The organism is Burkholderia lata, from assembly GCF_902499335.1.
In the GTDB taxonomy this organism is placed as follows: domain Bacteria; phylum Pseudomonadota; class Gammaproteobacteria; order Burkholderiales; family Burkholderiaceae; genus Burkholderia; species Burkholderia lata_B.
In genome coordinates this window covers 770828-794925 of record NZ_CABVQK010000001.1, presented here as the reverse complement: position 1 = coordinate 794925, position 24098 = coordinate 770828, and the positions used below count along the sequence as shown (strand labels likewise).

Genomic DNA, 24098 nt, shown 5'->3' with positions numbered 1-24098 from the left:
TGAACATGAAGATCACGAACCTCACGCGGCTGGCCGCGATCGTCGCGACCGGTGCGATCGTCGCGGCCGCACCGGTCGCGGCATCCGCGCACGGCAAGCTGGAAAGCGCCGCACCGGCGACGGGCAGCACGGTCGACACGGCGCCCGACACGTTGCGGCTCACCTTCAACGAAGACCTCGAACCGGCGTTCAGCTCGGTGAAGGTGGCGGATGCGAACGGCAGCGCCGTCACGCAAGAAAAGGCGAAGGTCGATGCGGCGAACCCGCGCGTGATGACCATCGCGATACCGAAGCTCGCGCCCGGCGCGTACACGGTGCAGTGGGTGGCGATGACGGCCGACGCGCATCGCACGAAGGGCACCTATACGTTCAGGGTGAAGGGGTGAACGACGGCCTCGTCGGTCTCCTGCGGCTCGTGTCGGTGGCGATCCAGAACGCCGGGTTCGCCGTCGTCGTCGGCGCGCTGCTCGGCAGCCACTGGCTCGCGCGCGGCGCGTCGGTGTGGCGGCACGGCATCGGGCGGCGGTTCGTCGCAACGCTGCGCATTGCGTCAGTCGTATCGCTGGCCGCGAGCATCACCGCGTTCTGGGCGCACTGCGCGCTGATGAGCGAGGTGTCGTTGCTCGAAGCGGGGCCGTCCGTGCGCGCGATGCTCGCGGGCACCGGGTTCGGTCGTGCGTGGCTGGCCGGTGCGGTGTTCATGCTGATCGTCGTGGTGCTGTCGTTCGTCAGGCGCTCGAACGATACGCGCCCGCCGTTCGCGATATGGGCCGCGCTTGCGTGCGTCGCGCTCGCACGCAGCAATGGCGGACATCCGGTGGATGCCGGGCTGTTCAGCGTGCCGGTGTGGATCGACTGGCTGCATCTGCTGGCGATCAGCGCGTGGGTCGGGCTCGTGCTCGTCACGGCATTCGGCGTGATGCCGAGGCTTGCCGCGATGCCCGCGAGCGAACGCACGACCGGCGCATCGTTCGTGCAGTCGCTTTCCGATGCGTCGACCTACGCATTGATCGTGCTGTTCGCGACCGGCGCGTACAACGGCTGGCGCGGCGTCGATACGCCCGCCAACCTGTTCGCGTCGACGTACGGGCAGATCCTGCTGCTGAAGCTCGCGCTCGTGCTGATCGCGGCGGCGCTCGGCGGACACAACCGCTTCTTCGGGATGCCGAAGTTGCTGGCTGCGCTGAAGGATCCGGTCGCCTCGATGCCGGCCAGTGCATTGAAACGGTTCGGCACAGTGTTGCGGGTCGAGGCAGCGGTGCTCGGCGGCGTACTGATGGTCGCGGCCGTGCTCGTGTCGAGCGCGTTGCCGGGCACGGTGTAGCGCGACGGCGCTGCGGCGCCGTGGTGGAGAAGGCACGCGGGGCGATCGTCGCGGGCACGGCGGATTTTCGTCAGACGATTTCCCCGCTTTTTCAGGCGTAAATGCGCGCTCGATGGCGATCGCAGCGTGATAACAACAATTACATCAGCCTGTCTTTCGATTACCAAAAACTGTCATTGAGCGCCGCTAAGCTTTCGCCACCCTCACAACCGGGATTTCCCGTCATGCGCTCGACAATCCGCCTCATCACCCCGCTATTGCTGCTCCCGACGCTCGCCGCGCCGGTTTTCGCCGCCACCGCCGCGCCCGTCAGCCCGAACTGCGGCGGCAGCACGACGCCGATCGCCGATATCCAGGGGCCGGGCGCGCCGTCGCCGCTCGCCGGCCAGAACGTGTCGATCGAAGCCGTCGTCACCGCCGATTTCGGCGGCACGGACGGCTTCGGCGGCTTCTTCGTCCAGCAGGCCGACGCGCAGCGCCGCAACCAGCCGGGCGTGTCCGAAGGGCTGTTCGTCTACGCACCGAAAGTGCGGGCGAAAGCGGGCGACCTCGTGCACGTGACGGGCAAGGTCGAGGAGAAGTACGGCCAGACGCAGCTCACGCAGTCGGGCGCGATCGCGGTGTGCGCGAACGGGCAGACGGTCACGCCCGCGACGCTCACGCTGCCGGTCGACAGCCCGAGCGCGTTCGCCGCGTATGAAGGGATGCTGGTGCGCCTGCCGCAGAAGCTGAACGTCACCGACAACTACGAACTCGGCCGCTACGGCAGCGTGATGCTCAGCAACGGCCGCCTGCGCACGCCGACGAGCGTCGTGCCGCCCGCGCAGGCGCAGACGCAGATCGATGCGAACGCACGCAACCGCCTGGTCCTCGACGACGGCTCGAACAAGCAGAACCCCGCCACGGTGCCGTACCCGGCGCCGGGCCTGTCGGCCGCGAACACGCTGCGCGCGGGCTACACGGTGCGCGACATCGAAGGCGTGCTCGAAGTGCGTTATGGCGCATGGCGCGTGCAGCCGCTGCCGGGCGCGGCCGTGCCGGCATTCGAAGCGCGCACGAACCCGCGTACCAACGCACCGGCGCGCGATCCGAAATCGAACCTGCGCGTCGCGTCGTTCAACGTCCTGAACTACTTCAACGGCAACGGTCTCGGCGGCGGCTTCGACGATCCGAACAACCGCGGCGCGAAGAATTTCCAGGAATTCCAGCGCCAGGAAGCGAAGATCGTCAGTGCGCTGAAGGCGATCGACGCCGACGTGATCGGCCTGATGGAAATCCAGAACAACGGCTACGGTGAACTGAGCGCGGTGCGCCAGCTCGCGGCGAAGCTCGGCACCAACTGGCGTGTCGTCGATCCGGGCGTGTCGCGCCTCGGCGGCGATGCGATCACGGTCGCGATGATCTACGACAGCCGCAAGGTCGAGCCGGTCGGCCGCGCGGCCACGCTCGCGATCGACGACAAGAACCGCCAGCCGCTCGCGCAGTCGTTCCGGCTGATCAACGGCAACAAGCAGTCGCTGACGGTCGCGGTCAACCACCTGAAGTCGAAGAACTGCCCGGACGCGACGAACGACGATCTCGACCAGGGCGACGGCCAGGGCTGCTGGAACCCGACGCGCACGCGCGCGGCCGCGAAGGTGGCCGACTGGCTCGCCGGCAACCCGACGGGCGTCGCAGGCCAGGGCGTGCTGCTGATCGGCGACTTCAACAGCTACACGTACGAAGACCCGATCCGCACGCTCGAAACGCGCGGTTACCGCAACCTCGTCGCGCGCTGGATCGGCGCGAATGCGTACAGCTACGTGTACAACGGCGAAGCCGGCTATCTCGATCACGCGCTCGCGACGCTGCCGCTCGCATCGCACGTGAAGGCCGTGCACGAATGGCACATCAACGCGGACGAACCGCTCGCGCTGCAGTACACGCTCGCGTACAAATCGGCCGAGCAGCAGAAGACGTTCTACGCGCCGGATGCGTATCGCTCGTCGGATCACGATCCGGTGCTGGTCGATATCGCGCTGCCGGGTGGCGGGAAGTGATGGCGGATTGAACGCGGATTGAACGCGTGTGAGGCGCGGCGTGCGGCGAGGCTGCACGCCGCGCTTCATTTCCACCGCACAAGTCGTGCTGGATCATGGGTAAATAATTCCGCTGAAATTTTCAAGAATTAGAGAAATCGGTATTTTGTGGGCAGCGTGATGCGGATAAGCGCATCGATTGAAGAATGGTTGAAGTGATTTGAATCGTTGAGTGGCGGTCCATGCGCGCCGTCGCGCTGAATTAATCGATCAAAGATAATTAAAATGAAAGAATAATTCCGGCGATCTGAAGGCTTTCGGCGCGTGGCATCAACGCCAGTAAAGGATTGCTGGTTGTGCGATAAAAGCGGCGAATTCGGCTAATTATTGCCGATAGTGCGTGCAATTCACGAATAATCCCGTTTTCTTTCAATTGCCAGACACTGTCCGCCGTTAGCATCATTGCAGGATTTTTAATATCCGAATGATCTTTGACAACGCGGCGCAGCACCGCCTATTTTTGTGTTGTCGTAAATTTTGGTCATATAAAAGTTGTTCAAACTGCAGGGGGCGTCCGAGCACCATTCTCGCCAGCAGTTTGCTGTGTCTGTATCAAGTTCAGTCTCTTAGAAGTCCAATCCCCAACCGCCGACTGCCGACCGTGCAACGCGAGTGGCGGGTCGGTCTGCGCGTTTCGCAGGCGTTGGCGGCCTTTGTGAAGCGGTATCCGAATCAAAGGACAGAGATGAAACCAGACAGGAGCTGTACCGGCAGCCGCCGTGGCCGTCACGGCCGGTTGGCCGGGCTAGGTGCATTGACCGTCATGACTCTGGCGCTCGCGGCGTGCGGCGGAGACGATTCGTCGTCCGTCGGCGCATCGAGCCTCGCGCAGGCCACTGCCAGCCAGCAGGCCAGCGCGCAACAAGCAGCCGGCCAGACGCCGGCCAACCAGCCTTACGTCGACCAGGTCGCGTATTCGATGAACGCGACCGACGGCCTCGCGCCCGCGCAGGTGTCCGAGAAAGCGGCCGTCATGCATTACCAGTGGAAAAACGGCGGCACGACCGTCAACTACACGACGACCACCGGCCACCTGACCGCGCAGGACGCGAACGGCAATGCGGAAGCGTCGATGTCGTATGTCGCGTACACCGCGCCGAGCACGAACGGCAAGCCGCGCCCCGTCACGTTCGTCTATAACGGCGGCCCCGGCTCGTCGTCGATCTGGCTGCGGCTCGGCTCGTTCGCGCCGACCCGCGTGGCCACGCCCGATCCGCTGTTCGGCAGCAACTGGCCGAACTATCCGCTCGTCGACAACGCGGAAAGCCTGATCGACACCACCGACCTCGTGTTCATCGACCCGCCCGGCACCGGGCTGTCGGAAGCCGTGTCACCGAACACCAACCAGAAGTACTGGGGCTCGGATGCGGACGTGAACATCATGCGCGACTTCATCCAGCGCTACCTGAACGTCAACAGCCGCAGCACGTCGCCGATCTACCTGTACGGCGAATCGTACGGCACGCCGCGTACCGACATGCTCGCACTGGCGCTCGAATCGGCCGGCGTGCACCTGACGGGCATCGTGCTGCAGTCGGCGATCCTGAACTACTTCGCGGATGCGGTGGAAGCCGTGGCGATCACGCAGTCGACGGAGGGGCTGCTGCTCGAAACCGATACCGTGGCCGGCTACCTGCCGGGCTATGCGGCGGTCGCCGCGTACTTCAACCAGGTTTCGCCAGCACCGGTGAACCCCGGTCTGTACGCACTGCAAACGGAACTGTTCACGACGCTGATCTACAACCAGCTGCAGAAGTACTCGCAGTCGTGGGTGTTGAGCCAGCTCGGCATTCCGGATGCGCTCGGCACGCCGGTGTTCCCGAGCGACGCGACGCTCAAGCTGTGGTCGATCCCGTCGAGCCTCACGCAACAGGCGCTGCGCGGCTACTTCAACGCGAATCCGTTCGGCACGAGCCTGCTGCCCGGCACGACGATCGGCCGGTATGACGGACGCGTGTCGTTGCCGAACTCCGATCCGCGGCTGCAGAACGACGGCGACCCGTCCGACATCCTGATTTCGCAGCCGTTCACGAACGCGCTCGCGACGCAGATGCCGGATTACCTCGGCTACACCGCACCGAACGCGACGTACCTGCCGCTGAACGACAACATCATCGGCGTCTGGGACTTCACGCACGACGGCCAGCCGATGCCCGACACGATCCCCGATCTGCTCGGTGCGCTGCAGCTCAACCCGAAGCTTCGCGTGCTCGCGGAGAACGGCTTCCACGATCTCGCGACGCCGTTCTTCAACACCGAGAAGCAACTCGCGCGGCTGCAGACGGTGAAAGGCCTGAATCCGAAGCTGCAGGTGAACTTCTTCCAGGGCGGCCACATGACCTACCTGGACGACGTCGCCCGTCCGCAGATGAAGCGGGACCTGAAGACGTTCTACAAGGGCGCGCGGATTCCGACGGCGCTGACGCTGCACATGCTGCCGCCGCCGTGGCCGGATGAAAACCCGCCGAGCGTACCGACCGGCAGCGTTCCGGGCGCAACGGCCGCGACGACGCTGGCGGCGGCCCCTTGAGCGACCCTGAGCGACGGACTCCTTGTCAAAGGAACCCTCTATTCATCCATTGAATGCGAGTGATCATGTCCCTAATCAATTTGATGCGGCGTATGTCTCCGTTGGTCGTCGTCGGTGCCGTGATGAGCAGTGCCTACGCGTTGCCGCCGCAGGCGGTGGCGCCGGTGAAGCTGCCGCACGGCGGGCACGGTGTCGACGGTCCGTTCTTTCCTGCCACGAAAGCGGCGCCGGTGTTGCCGTCGACCGGCACGACGCTGCAGCAGCAGGCGCAGCAGCGCGTCGACGCGCGGCTCGGCGCCAATACGGTGCTGAGCAATGGCGCGGCCGTGACGAAGGTGCAGGCGCAGAGCAGCGGTCTCGGCTTCGTGTCGAAGCACTTCGACGAGATCGATGCGAAGCATACCGGCCGCGTGACGATGAGCGATGTGCGGCAGTTCATCCAGCAGCGGCAGGTGCAGGCGCAGCAGGAGCAGCAGGACGAGTGACGTAGCAGGCAGGGCGGCGGCCGGTGCGGCAATCCTTCGCACCGGCCGCCGGAAGGTGAACGACCGGCGCTAGATGGCCTGGCGCGCGTAGCGCTTCGCGGTGGCCGACGGCAGTTCGCCGAACATCGCGCGATAGTCCTGCGCAAAACTGCTCAGGTGCCAGAAGCCCCATTTGGTGGCGGCGGACGTCACCGAGTCGCCGAGCCGAAGCTCGCGGCGCACGTGATTCAGCCGCACGGCCCGCAGGTAGGCGATCGGGTTCAGGTTCAACGTATCCTGGAACGCGTACTGCGCAGTGCGCCGGCTGACGCCGAGCTGTACGCACAGTTCGGCGATCGACAGCGGGCAGGTCGAGGCATCCTGCAGCCGCTCCCGCACCGCATTGACCAGCGACCAGTATTTCGTCGGGCGCACGATCTGCGCACCGGCGTCCGGCGTGACGGCCGTCATCACTTCCGAGATCGCGTACAGCACGGTGCGCTCGAGCAGTTCGATCCTGTCCTGCGTCGACACGTCGTCGATGCGCGTGGTTTTTGCCGCGGCGGCCAGCGTCTGGCGCAGCAGGTCGCGCAGATGGTCGGCCATACCGGTCGCCATCGGGATCACCGGCGCATGGGTTTGCGCGCGCAGCGACGCGGCAACCGTGCGCAGCGCCTGCGTCGACAGTTTCTCGGGTTCGATTTCGACATTCACGAGCAGATGCCGGTCGGGCGAGTAGAACTCGAATGCCGGCTGGCTCGAAAACACGTGCAGGCTGTCGCGCCCGCTCTTCTCGCCGCACAGGCGCGCGTGGCCTTCCAGTTCGAGCGGCACGGCCACGGCAATTCGCTCCGACGGCACCGCGCCTTGCTGCAGGATGACCTTGTCGAGATCCTCGACCAGCAGCTTGATGCCGCCCAGCGACATGATCGACGACGAGCCGTGAAACCGCCCGCCCGAGATCTGCGTGTAGTTCATGTTCCAGCCGTCGAACGAGCGCGCCTGTTCCGCCACGTCGGTGAACGCGCAGAACGCGACCGTTCGTGCGAACAGCGGGTCGCCGGAGAAATCGCTCGGGTGGGCAGGCGGCGTCATCGAGGGCGGGAAGGGGCGGGCCGGATCGATTCATTGTAGCCGCTCGCCGCGCCGGTCAAAAAGCGCCGGCCGGGCGTCGCCTCGTCAAAACCCTAACTTGCCGAAATCCGATAGTGGAAAACCTTTCGGCACCCTATCGTTGGCATCAATACGACGCTGGAGAGACGGTGATGGAACTTCCCCGTGGCGGATTCTGGAGAAACTGGGTCGGCAATCAGTCGTGCGTGGCCGCGCACCTGGCGTCGCCGGCGAGCGAGGCCGAGATCGCGGAGCTGGTGCACACTGCGACGCGGCAGGGCAAGCACGTGCGGTGCGCGGGCTCGGGGCACTCGTTCACGCCCGTCGTGGCCACCAGCGGCCTGCTGCTGTCGCTGCAGGATTACCAGGGCATCGTGGATGTCGACGAAGCGCGCAAGCGCGTGACCGTGAAGGCCGGCACCAAGATCAATGCGGTGACGCAGCACTTGAAGAGCCTCGGCCTGTCGCTCGTCAACCAGGGCGACATCGATTCGCAGGCGATCGCCGGCGCGTTGGCCACCGGCACGCACGGCACGGGAACGACGCTGAGCAACCTGTCGTCGCAGGTCGTCGGGATGCGCATCGTGCGTCCGGATGGCTCGATCATGAAAGTGAGCGACCGGCAGGACCTCGACCTGCTGCATGCGACGCAGGTGAACATCGGGATGTTCGGCGTGGTGTCGGAGATCACGCTGCAAGTAACCGATGCGTTCTGGCTGCACGACCGCGTGTGGCGCGAGGACTTCGACGCGCTGATGGAGCAATACGACGACCTGGCGGCGAAGCATCGGCATTTCGGTTTCTTCTGGTGCCCGACGTCCGCCAGCCGCGATCTCTACTGCCTGCCCGACACCACGAAGGTGTCGAATTCGAAGAAGGACTACGACGTGTGCGAAATCAAGGTGATGGATGTCACCGACGCGCGCACGTTCCATGAAGGCGAGCACGAGAAGATCGCCTACAGCTCCGAGGTGTACGCGATCCACTACGTGCCGAATTTCCACGAGCTCGAGTACGCGGTGCCCGCGCAACACGGCAAGGAAGCGCTGCGCCGGGTGCGCGATCTCATCCTCACGAAACACCGCGACTGCATTTTCCCGGTCGAATACCGCTTCACGAAGGGCGATCCGGCGTGGATCAGCCCGTTCAACCACCAGGACAGCGTCACGATTTCATGCTCGGGCGGCCTGAACGGCGTCGACTACTGGCCGTTCCTGAAGGACGTCGACACGATCCTGCGCGACTACGGCTCGCGTCCTCACTGGGGCAAGCTGCATTTCACGAACCGCGACGACGTGGATCGCTGGTTCCCCAAGGCCGAAGCGTTCCGCGCGCTGCGCCGCAGCGTGGACCCCGAAGGCTACTTCCTCAACGATCACCTGCGGACGCTGTTCAGTTGAGCAGACCGAACGAACCAGACTGGAGAACGAAGCATGAATGTCAAGATTGACGGCCGCCTGGCCGGCAAGGTCGCCATCGTGAGCGGCGGCGCGGGCGGCTGCGGCGGCGCGGCATCCGAACTGTTCGCCGAACAGGGCGCGAAGGTCGCGATCATCGACCGCGATGGCGACGCAGCCGAAACGCTCGCATCCCGGCTGCGCGACGCGGGCCTGCAGGCGATCGGCCTCGGCGCCGACGTGTCGAAACAGGCGGAGGTCCAGCAGGCGGTGAGCGCCGCGCGGGAGCAGTACGGCAACGCGGACATCCTGTTCAATCATGCCGGTACGCTGATCGTCAAACCGTTCCTCGACATCGAGGAGTCGGAATGGGACTGGCTGATGGGCGTGAACGTGAAGAGCATGTTCCTGATGACGCAAGCGGTGCTGCCGCAGATGCTGGAGAAGGGGCGTGGCAGCATCGTCTGCACGTCGTCGATTTCCGCGGTGTGCGCGACGCCGGGCGAGGTGCTGTATGACGCGACCAAGGGCGCGTGCCACATGTTCGCGCGGGCGATTGCGGTCGAGTATCGCGATCGCGGCATTCGTTGCAACGCGCTCGCGCCGGGGTTCATCCGCACGCCGCACGGGATGCGCGAACTCAGGGACTTGCAGGCGATGGGTGTCGACGCGACCGAGGCGGCGATCGCGGTTCAGCAAGGCAGGTTGTGCGAGCCGTCCGAAGTCGCGGCCGCCGCGTTGTTCCTCGCTTCCGACGAGTCGAGTTTCGTCAACGGGACCCATCTGTTCGTGGATAACTGCTTCTCCGCCGTCTGATTACCGGTTTTCGCAAGAAGCTGAAGGGCAGGCGCCAAGCCTGCCAGGTCGGCCCGTTCCGTCGAAGGTGTCGCAGCGATGCGACCCTTCGATTTTTTTTTGCGTGCACGTCGCGCGGTGTGTCCTAGCGGATTGTCGCAATCCTTCTATCTGAACAGGGGCGTGTCTGATGGAATGCGAAGGCCGAAACACCATGCAGCCGGCAATCCGCGGTCAGTCATTCACTCTCAACTGGTCAATCATCATGTTCAATCGCACCACCAGCACCGTTGCCAACGTCGATCCGGAACTTTTTGCCGCGATCGAGCAGGAAAACCGCCGCCAGGAAGATCACATCGAGCTGATCGCGTCGGAAAACTACACGAGCCCGGCCGTGATGGCCGCGCAGGGCTCGCAACTCACGAACAAGTACGCGGAAGGTTATCCGGGCAAGCGCTACTACGGCGGCTGCGAATACGTTGACGTGGTCGAGCAGCTGGCGATCGACCGCGTGAAGCAGCTGTTCGGCGCGGAAGCGGCGAACGTGCAGCCGAACTCGGGTTCGCAGGCGAACCAGGGCGTGTTCTTCGCGATGCTCAAGCCGGGCGACACGATCATGGGCATGAGCCTCGCGCACGGCGGCCACCTGACGCACGGCTCGCCCGTGAACATGTCGGGCAAGTGGTTCAACGTGGTGAGCTACGGCCTGAACGAAAACGAAGACATCGACTACGAAGCCGCCGAGAAGCTCGCGCAGGAACACAAGCCGAAGCTGATCGTCGCGGGCGCGTCGGCGTTCTCGCTGAAGATCGATTTCGAACGCCTGGCGAAGATCGCGAAGTCGGTCGGTGCGTACCTGATGGTCGACATGGCCCACTACGCAGGCCTGATCGCAGCGGGCGTGTACCCGAACCCGGTGCCGCACGCGGACTTCGTGACGACGACGACGCACAAGAGCCTGCGCGGCCCGCGCGGCGGCGTGATCCTGATGAAGGCGGAGTACGAGAAGCCGATCAACTCGGCGATCTTCCCGGGGATCCAGGGCGGCCCGCTGATGCACGTGATCGCGGGGAAGGCTGTGGCGTTCAAGGAAGCGCTGTCGCCGGAGTTCAAGGCGTACCAGGAGAAGGTGGTCGAGAACGCACGCGTGCTGGCTGAAACGCTGGTGAAGCGTGGGCTGCGGATCGTGTCGGGCCGTACGGAAAGCCACGTGATGCTGGTGGACCTGCGTGCGAAGAACATCACCGGCAAGGCAGCGGAAGCGGCACTGGGCGCGGCGCACATCACGGTGAACAAGAACGCGATTCCGAACGATCCGGAAAAGCCGTTCGTGACGAGCGGCGTGCGCCTGGGCTCGCCGGCAATGACGACGCGCGGGTTTGGCGTGAAGGAAGCCGAGATCGTCGGCAACCTGATCGCCGATGTGCTGGAAGCGCCAGAGGATGCGGCCACGCTCGAGCGCGTGCGCGGGCAGGTTGCCGAACTGACGAAGCGTTTCCCCGTCTACGGCTGATGCCCGCAAGATTCAACCGCGGCAACGCGGTTGAATCTCGTCGTTGCGCGGTGACATGAAAAAACCGACTCGCGGCATCAAGCCAGCGAGTCGGTTTTTTTTCAGCCTGCTTCGAAGGCGCTTCAGACAGTCGGATCGACGTTCGCCTCGAGTTCGCGGATGCGGTCGAGATTGCGCGTGTCCTTCAGCACCGGCGGCCCCGCGAACGTGTTGCGCACGCCGAAGCCGTACCAGATCACCATCAGCACCACGACGAAAGCGACGAGCACGTACAGCACCTTCTCGTTCGGCGGTTGGATGCCGACATACGCGAGCACACAGGCGCCGACCAGCGCGAGCAACGCACACGGCTTCGACCAGATCCCCAGTTGAAACGGGCCCTTGTCGGTCCACGAGCGGCCTTCGGCCAGCATCCCGGAGCCGATCGGCATCGCATACGAGATGAACAGGAACACCGCGCTGCCGGCGCTCAGCACCGAGAACGCGTCGCCGTACAGCGTGACGACGATCGCGAGCACCGCACACGTCCAGATCGCGGGGCCGGGCGTCCGATGCGTCGGGTTCACGCTGCGCAGCAGCTTCGACGCCGGCAGCCCGCCGTCGCGTGCGAATGCATACACCATCCGCGACGTCGACATGATCGCGGCGAGCCCGCACACGTAGTTGATGAAGAACATCGCGAGCTCGAGGGTGACGCGCAACGCCTTCGGAATCGGCGCGAGGATGGCTTCGAAAAAGCCGGTGCCCTGCTTCATGCTGGCGGTCAGGTCGGGCATCACCAGCACGAACGCGCACACCATCACGTAGCCGAACACCGCGGACCAGAACACCGATCCGATGATGCCGCGCGGCACATTCCTGGCCGCGTCGTGCGTCTCCTCGGACGTGTGCGCGGAAGCGTCGAAGCCGGTGATGGTGTAGGTCACGAGCAGCAGGCCGGACAGGAACGCGAGCGGCGTGGCCTGCTTCGGCCATGCTCCGCCATCGACGCCGGTGAAGTTGGTGAACGTCACCAGCCGATGCGCATCGAACGCGACCGGCGAGTAGTAGAGCAGCGACACCACCAGCGCGATCGTCACCACGAAGATGAGGTAGCCCGACAGGTCGGTGATCTTGCTCGCGATCCTGATGCCGCGGGCATTCAGGATCGCCTGCGAGATCGTGATGAACGCGATGAACGCAGTTTGATGCCACCACGTCAGGCTGTCCGGACTGACACCGAACATCGGCGCGATCAGCGTCTTGAAGAACGGATCGTAGGTGCCGAAATTGATCGCGGCGATCACGAAGATCAGGCCGATCAGGTTGATCCACGCCGTCATCCACCCCCATTTCTTCCCGCCGAGGATCGCGCCCCAATGATAGAGGCCGCCGGCCGTCGGGAATGCGGATGCGATTTGCGACATCGACACGGCGACGATCAGCGCGAACAGCGAGCCCAGTGGCCAACCGAGGCCGACCGACGCGCCGCCGGTGGCGGAAAAGGCGAGTTGAAACGCGGTAATGCCGCCCGACAGGATGCAGATCACCGAAAACGAAACCGCGAAGTTCGAGAAACCGCTCATACGTCTCGACAGTTCCTGCGCATAGCCCATCTTGTGCAGCAGGCTTACGTCACTGTCGGTGCCTGAATCAGGCTGGAGTTTTGCATCCATGGTCGCTCCGTCACGAATGTCCTGCGTGGCAGGACCGTCATCGCCGCCCGGGCCAAGCATTTGGCCCGCTCCTGGGATTCGTCGGCGGCTCGCGATGCCGTGGTTGAGCGGCAATCGCTTTCCAGTCCGATGCGTGAACGGTATGAAATCAAATCTCCCGGCTCTATCAGATTTCGGCAACGTAGTGAAAATCCGGAGGGATGCACCGGAAGAGGGCAGGGGGCGCATCGCGGGGCAATCCGGTGCGACGCCGGATGCGGGCGCTCGCCCCACGGTGCCGAGGGGCGAGCGTCGGGGCCGTCAGGCGCGCAGGTTCAGGCGTTATCGGCCGCGAATAGCGCTTCCCAGCCGAGGAAGGCGCCAATCGGAATGATGTCCCAGTCGATCAGCCCGGCCTTGGCCAGCGGAAACTCGCGCAGGGCTTCGCGGGCGCTTTCGATCGAATCGCACTCCGCAATGATCGCGACGCCGGGGCGATCCTGCCGGAAATAGATATCGCGGACGATCCCGCGCTTGAGCAGTTGCCAGCCGTAGCGCACTTCGTCGAGCAGGTGCGGCTGATAAGCGTCCGGGCTGGCGCCGGGCAGCGGGACGTCGAGGCACAGCAGTTTCATGGCGATCTCCTGGCGAACGGTGTGCCGCTTACGCGCTGGCCGCGAACCGCGACGCCAGCTCGGCGACACGCTGCCCGAGATATGCGGCGGTGTCGAGGTCGCTCGCGATCGGCGACAGGTCCGGCGACACGTCGTCGGACTGCGCCATCGCGCCGAGCCAGCCGCCGATCCGGTTGCGTTCGTTCACCGATTTGCCGGGGAACAGGTCGAGCCCGACCCAGATCATCCCGTGCTGCGCCGCGAACAGCGTCATCGTCATCAGCGCGTGCAGCTTGTCGCCGTGCTGCGCGCCGGAGTTGGTGAAGCCGGCTGCGACCTTGTTGCGCCAGGTTTGCGGAATCCAGGCGGGCCGGGTCGAATCCTCCATGAACTGCTTGAGCCGCGCGCTGACCGAGCCGTTGTACGTCGGCGAACCGAAGATGATCGCGTCGCTGGCGGCCAGCGCGTCCCACGGCATCGCGCCGTCGGCGACCGCGACGAGCCGCACTTCCGCGCCCGGAACGCGGCGAACGCCTTCCGCGACGGCTCGCGCCTGCCGCTCGGTATGGCCGTGGCCGCTGTCGAAAACGATGGTGGCAAGCATGGGAATTCCTTTGGAGTCCGTTGAACGACGGCCGCATTGTGTGGGGCATGGGTCGCAACCGGAAGGCGGGTCCGGGTTGAGTCGCTCTCAACTTCAGGTTGATAATCGGCGGCAGGTGACGGTGTACCGTTCGACGGATCGATCAATGGAGGCTGCCTTGGATTTGTCACAACGAACGCGCGCGATCCTGTCGTTCGTCCACGCGGCCGACGCCGGCAGTTTCGCGGCGGCGGGCCGCGTGCTCGGCATCACGTCCGCGGCCGTCAGCAAGAACGTCGCCGGTCTCGAGCAATCGCTGGGCGTGCGACTGATGAACCGCACCACGCGCACGCTGAAGCTCACCGACGAAGGCGGCGTGTTCCTGCGCCAGGCGCGCGTCGCGCTGGAAGCGCTCGACGCGGCGGTCGACAGCGTCGTCGTGCCACGGCAAGGGCCGCAAGGGCGCGTGCGCATCTCGACGAGCGCCGCGTTCGGGCGCGAGCATCTGCAGCCCTTGCTGCCCGGGTTGCTGGCGCGTTACCCCGGATTGTCGGTGGAGGCCGATTTCGACGACCGGATCGTCGACGTCGTGCGCGACGGCTACGACATCGTCATTCGTGGCGGCAACATTCTCGACTCGGCGCTGGTGTCGCGCCCGATCTTCCGCATGAACATCGTGCTGGTTGCGTCACCCGCTTACCTGGCGAGCCACGGGATTCCCCGGACACCGGACGAACTCGGTGCGCACCGGTTGATCGCGCGCCGGTTTCTCGGCGGCGCGGTGGCGACGTGGGGCTTCAGGATGCGCGGCGGGAGCATCGTGACCGTCGATCCGGGCGAATCCGCGCCGCTGACGTTCTCGGCGCCGGAGGCCGTGGTGCAGGCCGCGTGCGACGGCCTGGGCATCGCACAGGTCGGCGCGCATCTCGCGTGGGAACATCTGCGCGCCGGTACGCTGAAGGTGCTGTTGCGGCGCCACCATCTGCCGGGCACGTATGAGATGGCGATGCAGTATCCGCATCGCGCGTTGAAGGCGTCGCGCGTACAGGCGACGGTCGACTATCTGCTCGATGCGTTTGCCGCGAACGAAAGCCTGCATGTGCCGTTGAAGGCGCTGGATGCGTATGGCGCGTGAGGGGCCCGGGCTTTCGACGCCGCGTGGCATGGCCGATGGCGTCTATACCGGGTCTTCGTCTTCCAGCGGGTGCTGCGGGCTGTCCTCCGGAACGGGCGGACGCGCCTTGTGGACGTGAAGTTGAACCCAGTTTTGATTCGGAATGCGCGACGTCAAGTGCGCCGACGGAGACCCCGGCGCACGTGCGGGGACTTTCGTCGCGTCGCTCGGAGTGGTGACGACATAGTCACCGGAGAAAGGCGCGATCTGTACGATGAAGATCCCGCCTTTGGTGTGCGACGTAAAGCCCGGCGGCGCGAAGCCCGGGCCGTCCGGACGAGTATGGCCGCTGTCGTCGGGGTCGATGTATTCGACGACGAAGGTGGACTCCGACAGATAGTCGAGGTCGGTCGACAGGCGCTCTTCCGCGCGATCGGTGTGATCGAACATGTAGAGCAGATGAAGCGACAGGCCGGGGTGATCCTTGCCGAATTGCCTGAAGAGGCGCCCGCACGACAGGCACGGTAGCCGCTCGGTCAACAGGATGAGATGCCCCGGGGTGCCGCTTGCAATATTGCACCGCGGGATCGCATACGAAAGCGCATTGAGAAGCGGTACTTCCGAGCATTCGGGGTTGCCGCATGCCGGGTGATACCTTGCCGGTTCGTAGCAGTCGCCCGGCGTGCCGTACAACGCTTTCATGTTCACGGCGTGATCGCCTTCCCGGCTTTTCAGGACGTACGCGTTGACACCCTTCGGCGGGAAATAGTCACCGGTGCCGCTCACGCCGACCCACTCGTCCCCCAGCGCCCAGGTGTCACCGACGCACCACAGCCGAAGCATCGCGAAGTTCCGGTTCAGATTCTTGGGCTCATGCATGAGATCGTTCGACGGCAGGTCATGGTGCTTTCGCCACCCTACCTGCCGAATGGCCCGCATCTGCATGACCATGCCGGTGATCAACTCGCGGCCGATATCGCTTTCGATGAATGCTGCGCTGGAAGACATGGGTTCTCTCGCGTGAGTTTTTTTTGATTGTGCAGGGCGGCACGTCCGGATGTTGCCGCGGAAGGCTGTGTCGCCGCTTGAATACTCGTCGAGATACCCCGTTTTCGTCAAACGCGGGGATGGCCGGCGGACGGCCCGGCAGCGCATCGAAGCATCGGCTTCGTGCGCGAACGCGGGCGGGGCCGGGTGGGGTGGTTTGGCGGGGCGGTGTATCGGCTCAGGCCGTGCGGCGGGCGGACAGCCGACTCCACAGCATGCCGGAGCGGTTGCCGCTGCGGCAGTACGCGAGCACCGGCTTCTGCAGCGTGTCGACCAGTTCACCGAACGCATCGATCTCGGCATCGCCGATGCGGTCGCGCTCGACCGGAAGGTAGCGCGCTTCGAGGCCCAGTTCGCGGGCCGCCGCGGCGATTTCATCGAACGCCGGATGTGCGTCGCCTTCGCCGTCCGGCCGGTTGCAGATGACCGAGCGGAAGCCGGCATTGCGAATCGCCTTCAGGTCGGCCGGCGTGATCTGCCGCGAAGCGGAGAACCCGTTCGCCGCCGTCGCGCGACACTGTTCGATCGCGTGGCGGAAACAGGCGATCGCGAAGTCGACGTCCTGCTCCGTCGTGAAGCGGCCGAAGCTCACGCGTACGGTGCGGCCAGCGGTTTCAGCATCGAGGCCGATCGCGGTCAGCACGTGGGACGGTGCGCCGCTGGTCGAGTTGCATGCGGACGTCGACGACACGGCGAGCGCTTCGCCGAGCATGAACGGGAAGAAGCCCGGCGCATTCACCGTCAGGCTCAGCGTGTGCGGGATGCGGCGCGCGGTGGCCGCGTTCTGCGTGACATCGCCGAGCGCGACCAGCGCGTCCGTCAGGCGGGCGCCGAGCGCCGCGATCCGGGCGGCTTCGCCGTCGAGCTTTTCAGCGGCCAGTTCGCACGCCACACCCATGCCGACGATCTGGTGGGTCGCGAGCGTGCCCGAACGCAAGCCGCGCTCATGCCCGCCGCCGTGAATCTGAGGGGCGATCCGGTCCGCGATGTCGCGGCGCACGAACAGTGCGCCGATGCCCTTCGGGCCGTACACCTTGTGCGCGGACATCGACAGCATGTCGATGCCGAGCGCGCGCACGTCGACCGGCGTCTTGCCGAGCGCCTGTGCGGCGTCGACGTGGAGCAGCGCGCCCGCCGCATGCACGACGCGGGAGATGGCGCCGATATCGGTCAGCGTGCCGATCTCGTTGTTCACGAGCATCAGCGATACGAGGCCCGTATCGGGGCCGATTGCAGCGGCGACCGCGTCGGCGGTGATCTCGCCGTCGCGCGTGGGCGTCAGGAACGTGACCGACGAGCCGTGCTTCGACAGGTTCGCCATCGTGTCGAGAATGGCCTTGTGCTCGATGCGGCTCGTGATCAGGTGGCGCTTGCCGGTTGCGTTTTCCGCATAGCCCTTCAGCGCGAGGTTGTTCGATTCGGTGGCGCCCGACGTCCAGACGATCTCGTCCGCATCCGCGCCGATCAGCGCGGCGACTTGCGCGCGTGCCTGCTCGACCTTGTCTTTCGCCAGCCGGCCGGCGGCATGGGAGCTCGACGCGGGGTTGCCGAAGATGCCGTCGAAGCCGAGGCAGGCCGTCATCGCTTCGATCACGCGCGGATCGGCGGGCGTCGTGGCGGCGTAGTCGAGGTAGTGCAGCGTGGTGGTGTCGCTCATGTCCTTCTCATACTCTTTTCTTTCGGAATGGAAGAAATGATACGGGGGACAGGAGGGAAAAAGGATCCAAAGTTGGCTGGCGATTCAGCTTGATATGGAATAACGTTTTCTTTGTTTGTGGATTGGGGGAATTTATTTTTTGCTCGACGGTGCCCGACTGCGGCGGCTTCGGCAGGCGGATGCACGCATGGCCGGGCTGGTCGATCGATCGAGGCGTCACGCGCGGACGTGCTACGGGCCGAAGTGATGCCGCGGTACGTCGCGGTGATGTGAATATTCCGGGGTGTGGGGCCCCGGAGTGATCGAAAATTTCATGCGACGTAAAAACTGCTGTGAACCAGGGTTGACTGAGGTTCCGGGACGGGGGGCGATCAGGTCGCCGTCTTTTGGTCGGCCTGAATCGCCAATCGATACGCATCCCGCACCCATGCCTGGAGTGCGGGCTCATATTTGGCCGGGATCGTGATCGTGAGGGTGGTGACGCGTGTGCAGTTTCCCGGTAGCTCCAGATACCGCTGCCACGCCTTCCGTACAAGCTGCGACATCGCGGAACACGTCATGCCGACGTCTGCCGCGACAGCCCGCTGTGATCGGCCCTTGACGAAAATCTCGTGGAGGGCCCACTGGTTCAAAGGCTTGATTCGCGTTTCGTGCATGCGCAACAGGCGGAACTGTTCGGCAGTCATGCGTCGGGTCTTCTGCATTCAAACCCGCCCGGAAGTGTGAAGTGAAGAAATCAAGGTCGCGCCGCATGAAGTCTTGTGGCCATCGAAGGCAGCGTCTCGACCTTCGACATTGAACGCAGTGTCGCCTTCGGCAATCGTGCAAGTACCGTGAATCGGACACGAACACAAGTCGCCGATGCGGGCGACCGAGCGCCCCATCACCTTGCTCGTTCCGGCTCCGGACTCGACCCGGCCGCCGTGGGTATGTACGTCGCCTACCCGGATAATTCCTTGCATATGACTCATTCCCCGAATGATTGGTGCGGTGCTCGCGTTCGTACGCGGCGTGCCGTCGAGTTGGTTTGTGTCGGTTTGCATCACCATGAATAGCCCTGCATGCCGTAATCGGTATCGTGCCGGCGTCCCCACCACGGCAGGTAAGCATTGTTGCCGCCGCGCGCGCGGAACCAGTCCTTGTCGGGATCGATCGGCGTGAGCTTCGACGGTGGCCGGACAACGACCGCGACCGGGTGATCCGGATCGGTCGTGCCGGCGACGAGTGCGTTGCCGCCGAAGTGATTGATCCGGCCGATGGCGAGCGCGACGTCGGTCAATGCGCTGCCGGTTCCCATGTCGCCGAGTAGGGCGGCCGTGTTGAATGTCTGTTTGCGGTGGTCGTATTCGGGAAGCGTTTCCGTCAAGGTCTGCGCGAGCGCGGCAAGACGTGCCGACGATGCGTCGCTGCCTTTACCTGCGTCGTGGACGATGTAGTTGAGGTCAGGGACCGCGATGCCGGCGTTGCGTGCCGCTTGGTCGATGGTCGCCTTCCACGCCTGCACGGCGCGGGTCGTGCCGACCTTCTGCGGAAAATCATGCGTGTTGCCGGTTGCAGCCTTGCCGATCCAGGCGAGGGGCTCACGCTCGGTGTTGAAGGTTGGGCCGGCGAGGAACAGCACGACAAGGTTCTCGTTGATCTGTGCATCCGTGGGCGGGAAGTTGGGCGCGTCCCAGTTCATCACCCAGACGCTCTTGTCGGGGTTCGCCTGCAAGTAGTCCAATGCGTTGTTCAGTGATGTGAAGCCGGCGTTCGCACCGCCTTGCGTGATTTGTACGTCGGGGAGCGCACTGCGGCTCCACATCGTCGGGAAATGTGGGTTGCCGATAAAGAAGGTTTTTCGGATCGGCTCTGCCAGGTATTCGCGCGCGATAGCCGGATCAAGGCGCTCAGGGACTGCACCCTCGATGCGAATCCCGGAAAGTTCGCGCCAATCCTTCTTGTCATCCGGTTTTACTGTGTAGAAATACTTGGCGTTCATCGCGTAACGACTACTCAGCAAGCGGGGAAATTTTTCCATGTACTTGTGGTAGAAGCCCTTGAATGTCTCCGTGCCACGATTTCCATAAGCGATTCCGGCTACCGATTGCAACGTAGTGAAAGACTTCGGATCTGTGCGCACCATGTCGTCATTCTTGTTCGGCGAGGCAAGCCCTTGCGTCCACAGCAGTTGCCATTCGGTCGAGTAGTCCATGCGTTGCAACGGATTCAACCAAATGAGTCCGACGACCTGGGCAACGAATGGCTTCACCGGCTCTTCGACGGAGGGAGCTGCGTTCGCTATTGGTTCAGCGGCAGTTGCGGAATGCGCCGAGCGCATCATGGCCGTCGGGAACAGAAACGCCACAAGTGCCACCAAACCAGGTACAACTACAAATCGTTTCATCCCACCTCCTGCTGCTCGATACAACATCTACGTTCACATTTAACGCGCTGCCGTGCCGGTGTGCATCACCATGAATAGCCTTGCATGCCGTAATTCGTATCGTGTCGGCGTCCCCACCACGGCAGGTAGGCATTGTTGCCGCCGCGCGCACGAAACCAATCCTTGTCCGGATCGATCGGCGTGAGTTTCGACGGCGGCATGACGACAACCGCGACGGGATGCTCGGGGTCGGTCGTGCCGGCGACCAATGCGTTGCCGCCGTAGTGGTTGATTCGGCCGATCGCCAGAGCGACGTCGGTCAATGCGCTGCCGGTGCCCATGTCGCCGAGTAGTGCGGCCGTGTTGAACGTCTGCTTCTGGTGGTCGTATTCAGGAAGTGTTTCCGTCAAGGTCTGTGCGAGCGCGGCAACACGTGACGACGCGGTATCGCTGCCTGCACCTGCGTCGTGGACGATGTACTTGAGGTCTGGAACCGCGACGCCGGCATTGCGTGCCGCCTGGTCGATGGTTGCCTTCCATGCTTGTACGGCGCGCGTCGTGCCGACCTTCGGTGAAAACTCTTGCGTGTTGCCCGTTGCGGCTTTGCCGATCCAGGCGAGCGGTTCGCGTTCCGTATTGACGGTCGGGCCGGCGAGGAACAGCACGACGAGGTTCTCATTGATCTGCGCGTCCGTGGGCGGGAAGCTCGGTGCATCCCAGTTGATCGCCCATACGGTCTTGTCGGGGTTCGCCTGCAGGTAGTCCAGTGCCTTGTTCAGCGACGTGAAGCCGGCGTTCGCGCCGCCTTGCGTGATTTGCACATCAGGGGGCGTGTCGCGGCTCCAAAGCGTCTTGGGTGACGGCGGGCCGATTTCGAAGAAATTCATCATCCGATCGACCGCGCGTGACTTGGCAAAGGCCGGATCAAGTCGGGGCGGAATGGCAACTTCGACGTGTATACCCGCGAGTTCACGCCAGTCCCGCTGGCTTTGGGATCCCACAGTGTAGAAGTACTTCGTGTTACTAAAATATCGGGTGCGTACCAATAAGATGAATTTGTCCACGTACTTGGCGTAGAAGCCCTTGAGCGTTTCCTTGCCTTCGTTGCCGTATGCGATACCCGCTACAGATTGCAAGGTAGTAAAGGACTTCGCATCGGTGCGAACCATATCGTCGTTCTTGTTTGGCGCGACCAGTCCCTGCGTCCACAATAATTGCCATTGGGTGGGGTAGTCCATACGTTGCAATGGATTCAACCACATCAGGCCAACAACCTGCGCGACGAACGGCTTTGCCGACTCTTCAGCGGCTAGCGCGGCATGCTCCCGGACAGGCGTGGCTTGTGCTGGACGCATCAGGACGGTGGTGAACAAAAACACCATGAGCGCAGCCAAGCCGGGCACGAAAACGAATCGTTTCATCCAATCTCCTATTTCCAAATGGGCCGGGTTGGGTTGTTCTACGTGGGCCATCAGAGAGGCCATGAGTACGGTTGCGATCAGCCATGTCGAAACGGCGACGGCGATACGTCGCGGCCATGTAGCGATCAGCATCTTCATACGACACCCCCGACCTTCAAATAGAGCTGACCTTCACGCTCATCCAAGATCGCGTTCGGCATCTTGCCTTCGCTTTTATCTGTGTGTATCCATTCTCTGAGAGGCGTTCTATAAAGAGTGCCAGATGCAAAATAGTCGGCATACGCCTTGTTCGGAGCATCTAGAGGAATCCCGTCACCCATCCGCCAATCCGCCTCAATGCGTAGGTCGTAGAGTTGATCGGGCGTCAGGTAGCACCGACCCACCGCAACGTCATACGCAAGCGCCTTCTCGGCGTGCTCCGGGTTAGTCATCGTCGTAGAGTGATTCGTCGGGCTGTTGATCGCCCCGCGATCGAGCCAGTCGACAATCTGTTTGTCGCGCCATTCCTTGTAACCCTCCGGCAGGGCGCTTTTGCCATCCTCGCCGATCACATGGCCGTCGCCATCAAGCCATTCGGTGTTCAGCGTTCGACGTACCTCCATCCGCATCAACGCGCGATCCTCGTAGCGTTGCCCGGCTTCGGTTTCTGCCGTACCTTGCGCAACGCTATCCTTGCTCTTCGGCTGGTACTGGTCGTATGGATCATCGGCCCGCTTGTCCGCATCGGCCTTGTTTGCGTCGCGCCATGCGGCCGGCGGATCGTTGCCTTCGTTGAAGTCGCTTGTCGCATTGCCGTCCTTCGTTTCGATGGGCTTGCCGAACCGCAACGCCTTCGGCGTAAACGGTTCGTCGAGTGCCGGCGCGTCCGCCACCACCGTCCAGCCCTTCGGCGGATTGGCGTTCACGCGGAACATATTCAATGCCGAGCTGATCTGGGTCACGAAAAACATGATCGGTGCGGACGCAAGCGTGGCCGCCACCCCGAACACGGACTCGTTTCCCTTGAGTGCACCGATGAGATTGAATTTGGCAGGAGGCGAAGGCGGATACCAGAAGCCCGACGTCGTTCCCTTTTTTCCATGCCGCCAGTCATCCTCCCGATACCGATAGTGCTCCTGCACGCCGACGTGGAAGCCGGAGGCAAAGACGCGCTGCGTCAGCACGCCGGGGACACCGATATCGTTCAGTTCGTGCTTGTCGATGCCGCGCCAGCCGATGCCTTGAACCGTGATCGCAGAAATCACTTGATCGTGCGGACAGCAATACGCGGTGACGCGACCATAAGTCGATTCGTTCAGACCGTGGCGAACCCGATCCTCGTGTGCGGCATAGGACCGCTTGCTGGTCGGCGATACTCGCTCGTTGGCCATGTCTTCATCGATCTTGTCGGCGGAAAGTTCATAGGCCTTCCGCGTGCCGATGATCGACAGAAACTTGCCGAACGTTTTCGTGCGCGCGGCGTAGGTCTGCCGTCCGCGACGGCCATCGCCGTCCTTGGTCGCGCGTTGCGACCACGTATCCATGAACGTATCGGATGGATTCGGACCATCTGCTCGCGCCAAGCTATACGGCGCATTCGCCAGCACGTAGGCGTCTGCCACGCAATGCCCGCTACGTCCCCACGGATCTTCGACATCGGGTAGTGCATCGCCGAAGAAAGCCGCCGTCAGGCCCACGATGTTGCCCTGGCTATGGCACACGACGGTAATCGGCACGTCGGCCTGCATGCGGCGAATCGACTCGATCAACTTCGCAAGGCGCAACGCCGCGAGCACGCCATATGCGCGGGGCGGCGCGCGATACAGCGGCCGGTTGGTCGGATTGATGCCCTGCACGGTGATCCACCCGGCCGCCCGGTCGTCGAGGCCGCCATGCCAGAGATCGGGCAGGCTCGCGCAGCCATTCGTGAACGGACCACCGCCCCAATAGTCCTTCTCGTTCAGGAAAATCTTGTCGCCGTACTCTTTCAGTTCCTCGGCTGTCGCGCGATAGCCCCATCGGAAATGAATAACCGGCGAAAACGACGGATCGGGCTTGATGTAGTCGCCGGCCCAGAGCTTGGGATTCAGAAATCCGTCCGGCGTCACGCTTTCCGTGTACTTCGCAGGCACCAACTGCCCGGCATCGATGCCGCGATACTTCAGTTGGTCGTCCAGTCGCCCGAGCCGGCGGTTCAGGCCGTCGCACAGCCCCTGCTCGGCGGCCTCGAACCATTCGCCTTCGGAGTTCACGCCATGTACGAAGATGACGATACCAGGCAACGGCAGTTGCTTGATACAGATCAGCCGGGTGTCTTTCGTCCACATCGCGACCCCTTCGCTCCGGCCGACGACGATCTGCGGTGGTTCCGGGTGCGGCGCAGCCGCGTCGGGCACGTCGGTCTTCGCGGCATGCTCGTCGGTGTGGGCATCCGCAGCCGACCGAGGATCGAGAGATGAATCAATCATCC

At 63.8% G+C, this 24098-nt stretch carries 21 protein-coding genes; 9 read left to right on the top strand and 12 right to left on the bottom strand.

The features are described 5' to 3' along the window. The first annotated feature begins 5 nt into the window (after nt 1–5). The 3 genes from copC (at nt 6) to BCO18175_RS03670 (ending at nt 3363) form a co-directional block, all read left to right on the top strand. A complete protein-coding gene (gene copC / locus BCO18175_RS03680; protein ID WP_174979430.1) occupies nt 6–386 on the top strand; it encodes a copper homeostasis periplasmic binding protein CopC in 381 nt (126 codons plus the stop codon). Next, on the top strand, nt 383–1324 hold the full coding sequence (locus tag BCO18175_RS03675) for a copper resistance D family protein (RefSeq protein WP_174979429.1): 942 nt from the start codon (nt 383–385) through the stop codon (nt 1322–1324). The genes copC and BCO18175_RS03675 overlap by 4 nt, the downstream gene beginning before the upstream one ends. A gap of 224 nt (nt 1325–1548) precedes the next feature. Next, nucleotides 1549–3363: an ExeM/NucH family extracellular endonuclease gene (locus BCO18175_RS03670; protein ID WP_174979427.1), complete on the top strand. Its 1815-nt coding sequence runs from the start codon at nt 1549–1551 to the stop codon at nt 3361–3363. 259 nt (nt 3364–3622) lie between these two features. On the opposite strand, the gene BCO18175_RS03665 is transcribed toward BCO18175_RS03670, so the two are convergent. Beyond that, nucleotides 3623–3853, bottom strand: coding sequence for a hypothetical protein (locus BCO18175_RS03665; RefSeq protein ID WP_254607959.1), 231 nt, complete (start codon nt 3851–3853; stop codon nt 3623–3625). A 234-nt stretch (nt 3854–4087) separates the two neighbouring features. Here BCO18175_RS03665 and BCO18175_RS03660 point away from each other — a divergent pair, with 234 nt between their 5' ends. Further along, on the top strand, nt 4088–5932 hold the full coding sequence (locus BCO18175_RS03660) for a S10 family serine carboxypeptidase-like protein (RefSeq protein ID WP_174979426.1): 1845 nt from the start codon (nt 4088–4090) through the stop codon (nt 5930–5932). 53 nt (nt 5933–5985) lie between these two features. Beyond that, on the top strand, nt 5986–6417 hold the full coding sequence (locus BCO18175_RS03655; protein WP_174973426.1) for a 2-oxoglutarate dehydrogenase: 432 nt from the start codon (nt 5986–5988) through the stop codon (nt 6415–6417). A 69-nt stretch (nt 6418–6486) separates the two neighbouring features. Here BCO18175_RS03655 and BCO18175_RS03650 read toward each other — a convergent pair whose 3' ends face one another. Then, entirely contained in the window at nt 6487–7491 is a 1005-nt protein-coding gene (locus BCO18175_RS03650; RefSeq protein WP_174979424.1) for a helix-turn-helix domain-containing protein, read from the bottom strand. A 170-nt stretch (nt 7492–7661) separates the two neighbouring features. On the opposite strand from BCO18175_RS03650, the gene BCO18175_RS03645 reads away from it, so the two are divergent. The 3 genes from BCO18175_RS03645 to glyA all read left to right on the top strand — a co-directional run bounded on the left by BCO18175_RS03645 (nt 7662) and on the right by glyA (nt 11214). After that, a complete protein-coding gene (locus BCO18175_RS03645) occupies nt 7662–8909 on the top strand; it encodes a D-arabinono-1,4-lactone oxidase (RefSeq protein ID WP_174979422.1) in 1248 nt (415 codons plus the stop codon). Between the two features lie 33 nt (nt 8910–8942). Beyond that, nucleotides 8943–9722, top strand: a complete 780-nt coding sequence (locus tag BCO18175_RS03640; RefSeq protein ID WP_174979421.1) for an SDR family NAD(P)-dependent oxidoreductase — start codon at nt 8943–8945, stop codon at nt 9720–9722. 244 nt (nt 9723–9966) lie between these two features. Continuing rightward, nucleotides 9967–11214, top strand: a complete 1248-nt coding sequence (gene glyA, locus BCO18175_RS03635; protein WP_174979419.1) for a serine hydroxymethyltransferase — start codon at nt 9967–9969, stop codon at nt 11212–11214. A gap of 122 nt (nt 11215–11336) precedes the next feature. Here glyA and BCO18175_RS03630 read toward each other — a convergent pair whose 3' ends face one another. The 3 genes from BCO18175_RS03630 to BCO18175_RS03620 all read right to left on the bottom strand — a co-directional run bounded on the left by BCO18175_RS03630 (nt 11337) and on the right by BCO18175_RS03620 (nt 14066). After that, entirely contained in the window at nt 11337–12869 is a 1533-nt protein-coding gene (locus tag BCO18175_RS03630; RefSeq protein WP_174970420.1) for an amino acid permease, read from the bottom strand. 314 nt (nt 12870–13183) lie between these two features. Then, nucleotides 13184–13483 carry a superoxide dismutase gene (locus tag BCO18175_RS03625; RefSeq protein WP_174979418.1) on the bottom strand — a complete coding sequence of 100 codons (300 nt, stop codon included), beginning with the start codon at nt 13481–13483 and terminating at the stop codon, nt 13184–13186. Between the two features lie 28 nt (nt 13484–13511). Beyond that, on the bottom strand, nt 13512–14066 hold the full coding sequence (locus BCO18175_RS03620) for a flavodoxin family protein (protein WP_174918313.1): 555 nt from the start codon (nt 14064–14066) through the stop codon (nt 13512–13514). Between the two features lie 157 nt (nt 14067–14223). Between BCO18175_RS03620 and BCO18175_RS03615 the strand changes: the two genes are divergently transcribed. Further along, entirely contained in the window at nt 14224–15180 is a 957-nt protein-coding gene (locus BCO18175_RS03615) for a LysR family transcriptional regulator (RefSeq protein WP_174979416.1), read from the top strand. 42 nt (nt 15181–15222) lie between these two features. Here the strand turns inward: BCO18175_RS03615 and BCO18175_RS03610 are convergent, their stop codons facing one another. The 7 genes from BCO18175_RS03610 to BCO18175_RS03580 all read right to left on the bottom strand — a co-directional run bounded on the left by BCO18175_RS03610 (nt 15223) and on the right by BCO18175_RS03580 (nt 24096). Continuing rightward, on the bottom strand, nt 15223–16167 hold the full coding sequence (locus tag BCO18175_RS03610) for a hypothetical protein (protein ID WP_174979415.1): 945 nt from the start codon (nt 16165–16167) through the stop codon (nt 15223–15225). A 217-nt stretch (nt 16168–16384) separates the two neighbouring features. Continuing rightward, nucleotides 16385–17863, bottom strand: a complete 1479-nt coding sequence (locus BCO18175_RS03605; protein ID WP_174979413.1) for an aminotransferase class V-fold PLP-dependent enzyme — start codon at nt 17861–17863, stop codon at nt 16385–16387. 371 nt (nt 17864–18234) lie between these two features. Next, nucleotides 18235–18549: a TrfB-related DNA-binding protein gene (locus BCO18175_RS03600; protein WP_254607958.1), complete on the bottom strand. Its 315-nt coding sequence runs from the start codon at nt 18547–18549 to the stop codon at nt 18235–18237. Between the two features lie 18 nt (nt 18550–18567). Beyond that, nucleotides 18568–18825 carry a PAAR domain-containing protein gene (locus tag BCO18175_RS03595; protein WP_174979618.1) on the bottom strand — a complete coding sequence of 86 codons (258 nt, stop codon included), beginning with the start codon at nt 18823–18825 and terminating at the stop codon, nt 18568–18570. 80 nt (nt 18826–18905) lie between these two features. After that, a complete protein-coding gene (locus BCO18175_RS03590; RefSeq protein ID WP_174979410.1) occupies nt 18906–20249 on the bottom strand; it encodes a virulence factor in 1344 nt (447 codons plus the stop codon). Between the two features lie 65 nt (nt 20250–20314). Next, nucleotides 20315–21787: a virulence factor gene (locus BCO18175_RS03585; protein WP_254607957.1), complete on the bottom strand. Its 1473-nt coding sequence runs from the start codon at nt 21785–21787 to the stop codon at nt 20315–20317. Further along, the gene (locus BCO18175_RS03580) at nt 21784–24096 is read right to left on the bottom strand and encodes a T6SS effector phospholipase Tle3 domain-containing protein (RefSeq protein WP_174979408.1); all 2313 of its coding nucleotides are present in this window, start codon (nt 24094–24096) and stop codon (nt 21784–21786) included. The genes BCO18175_RS03585 and BCO18175_RS03580 overlap by 4 nt, the downstream gene beginning before the upstream one ends. Nucleotides 24097–24098: the final 2 nt, after the last annotated feature.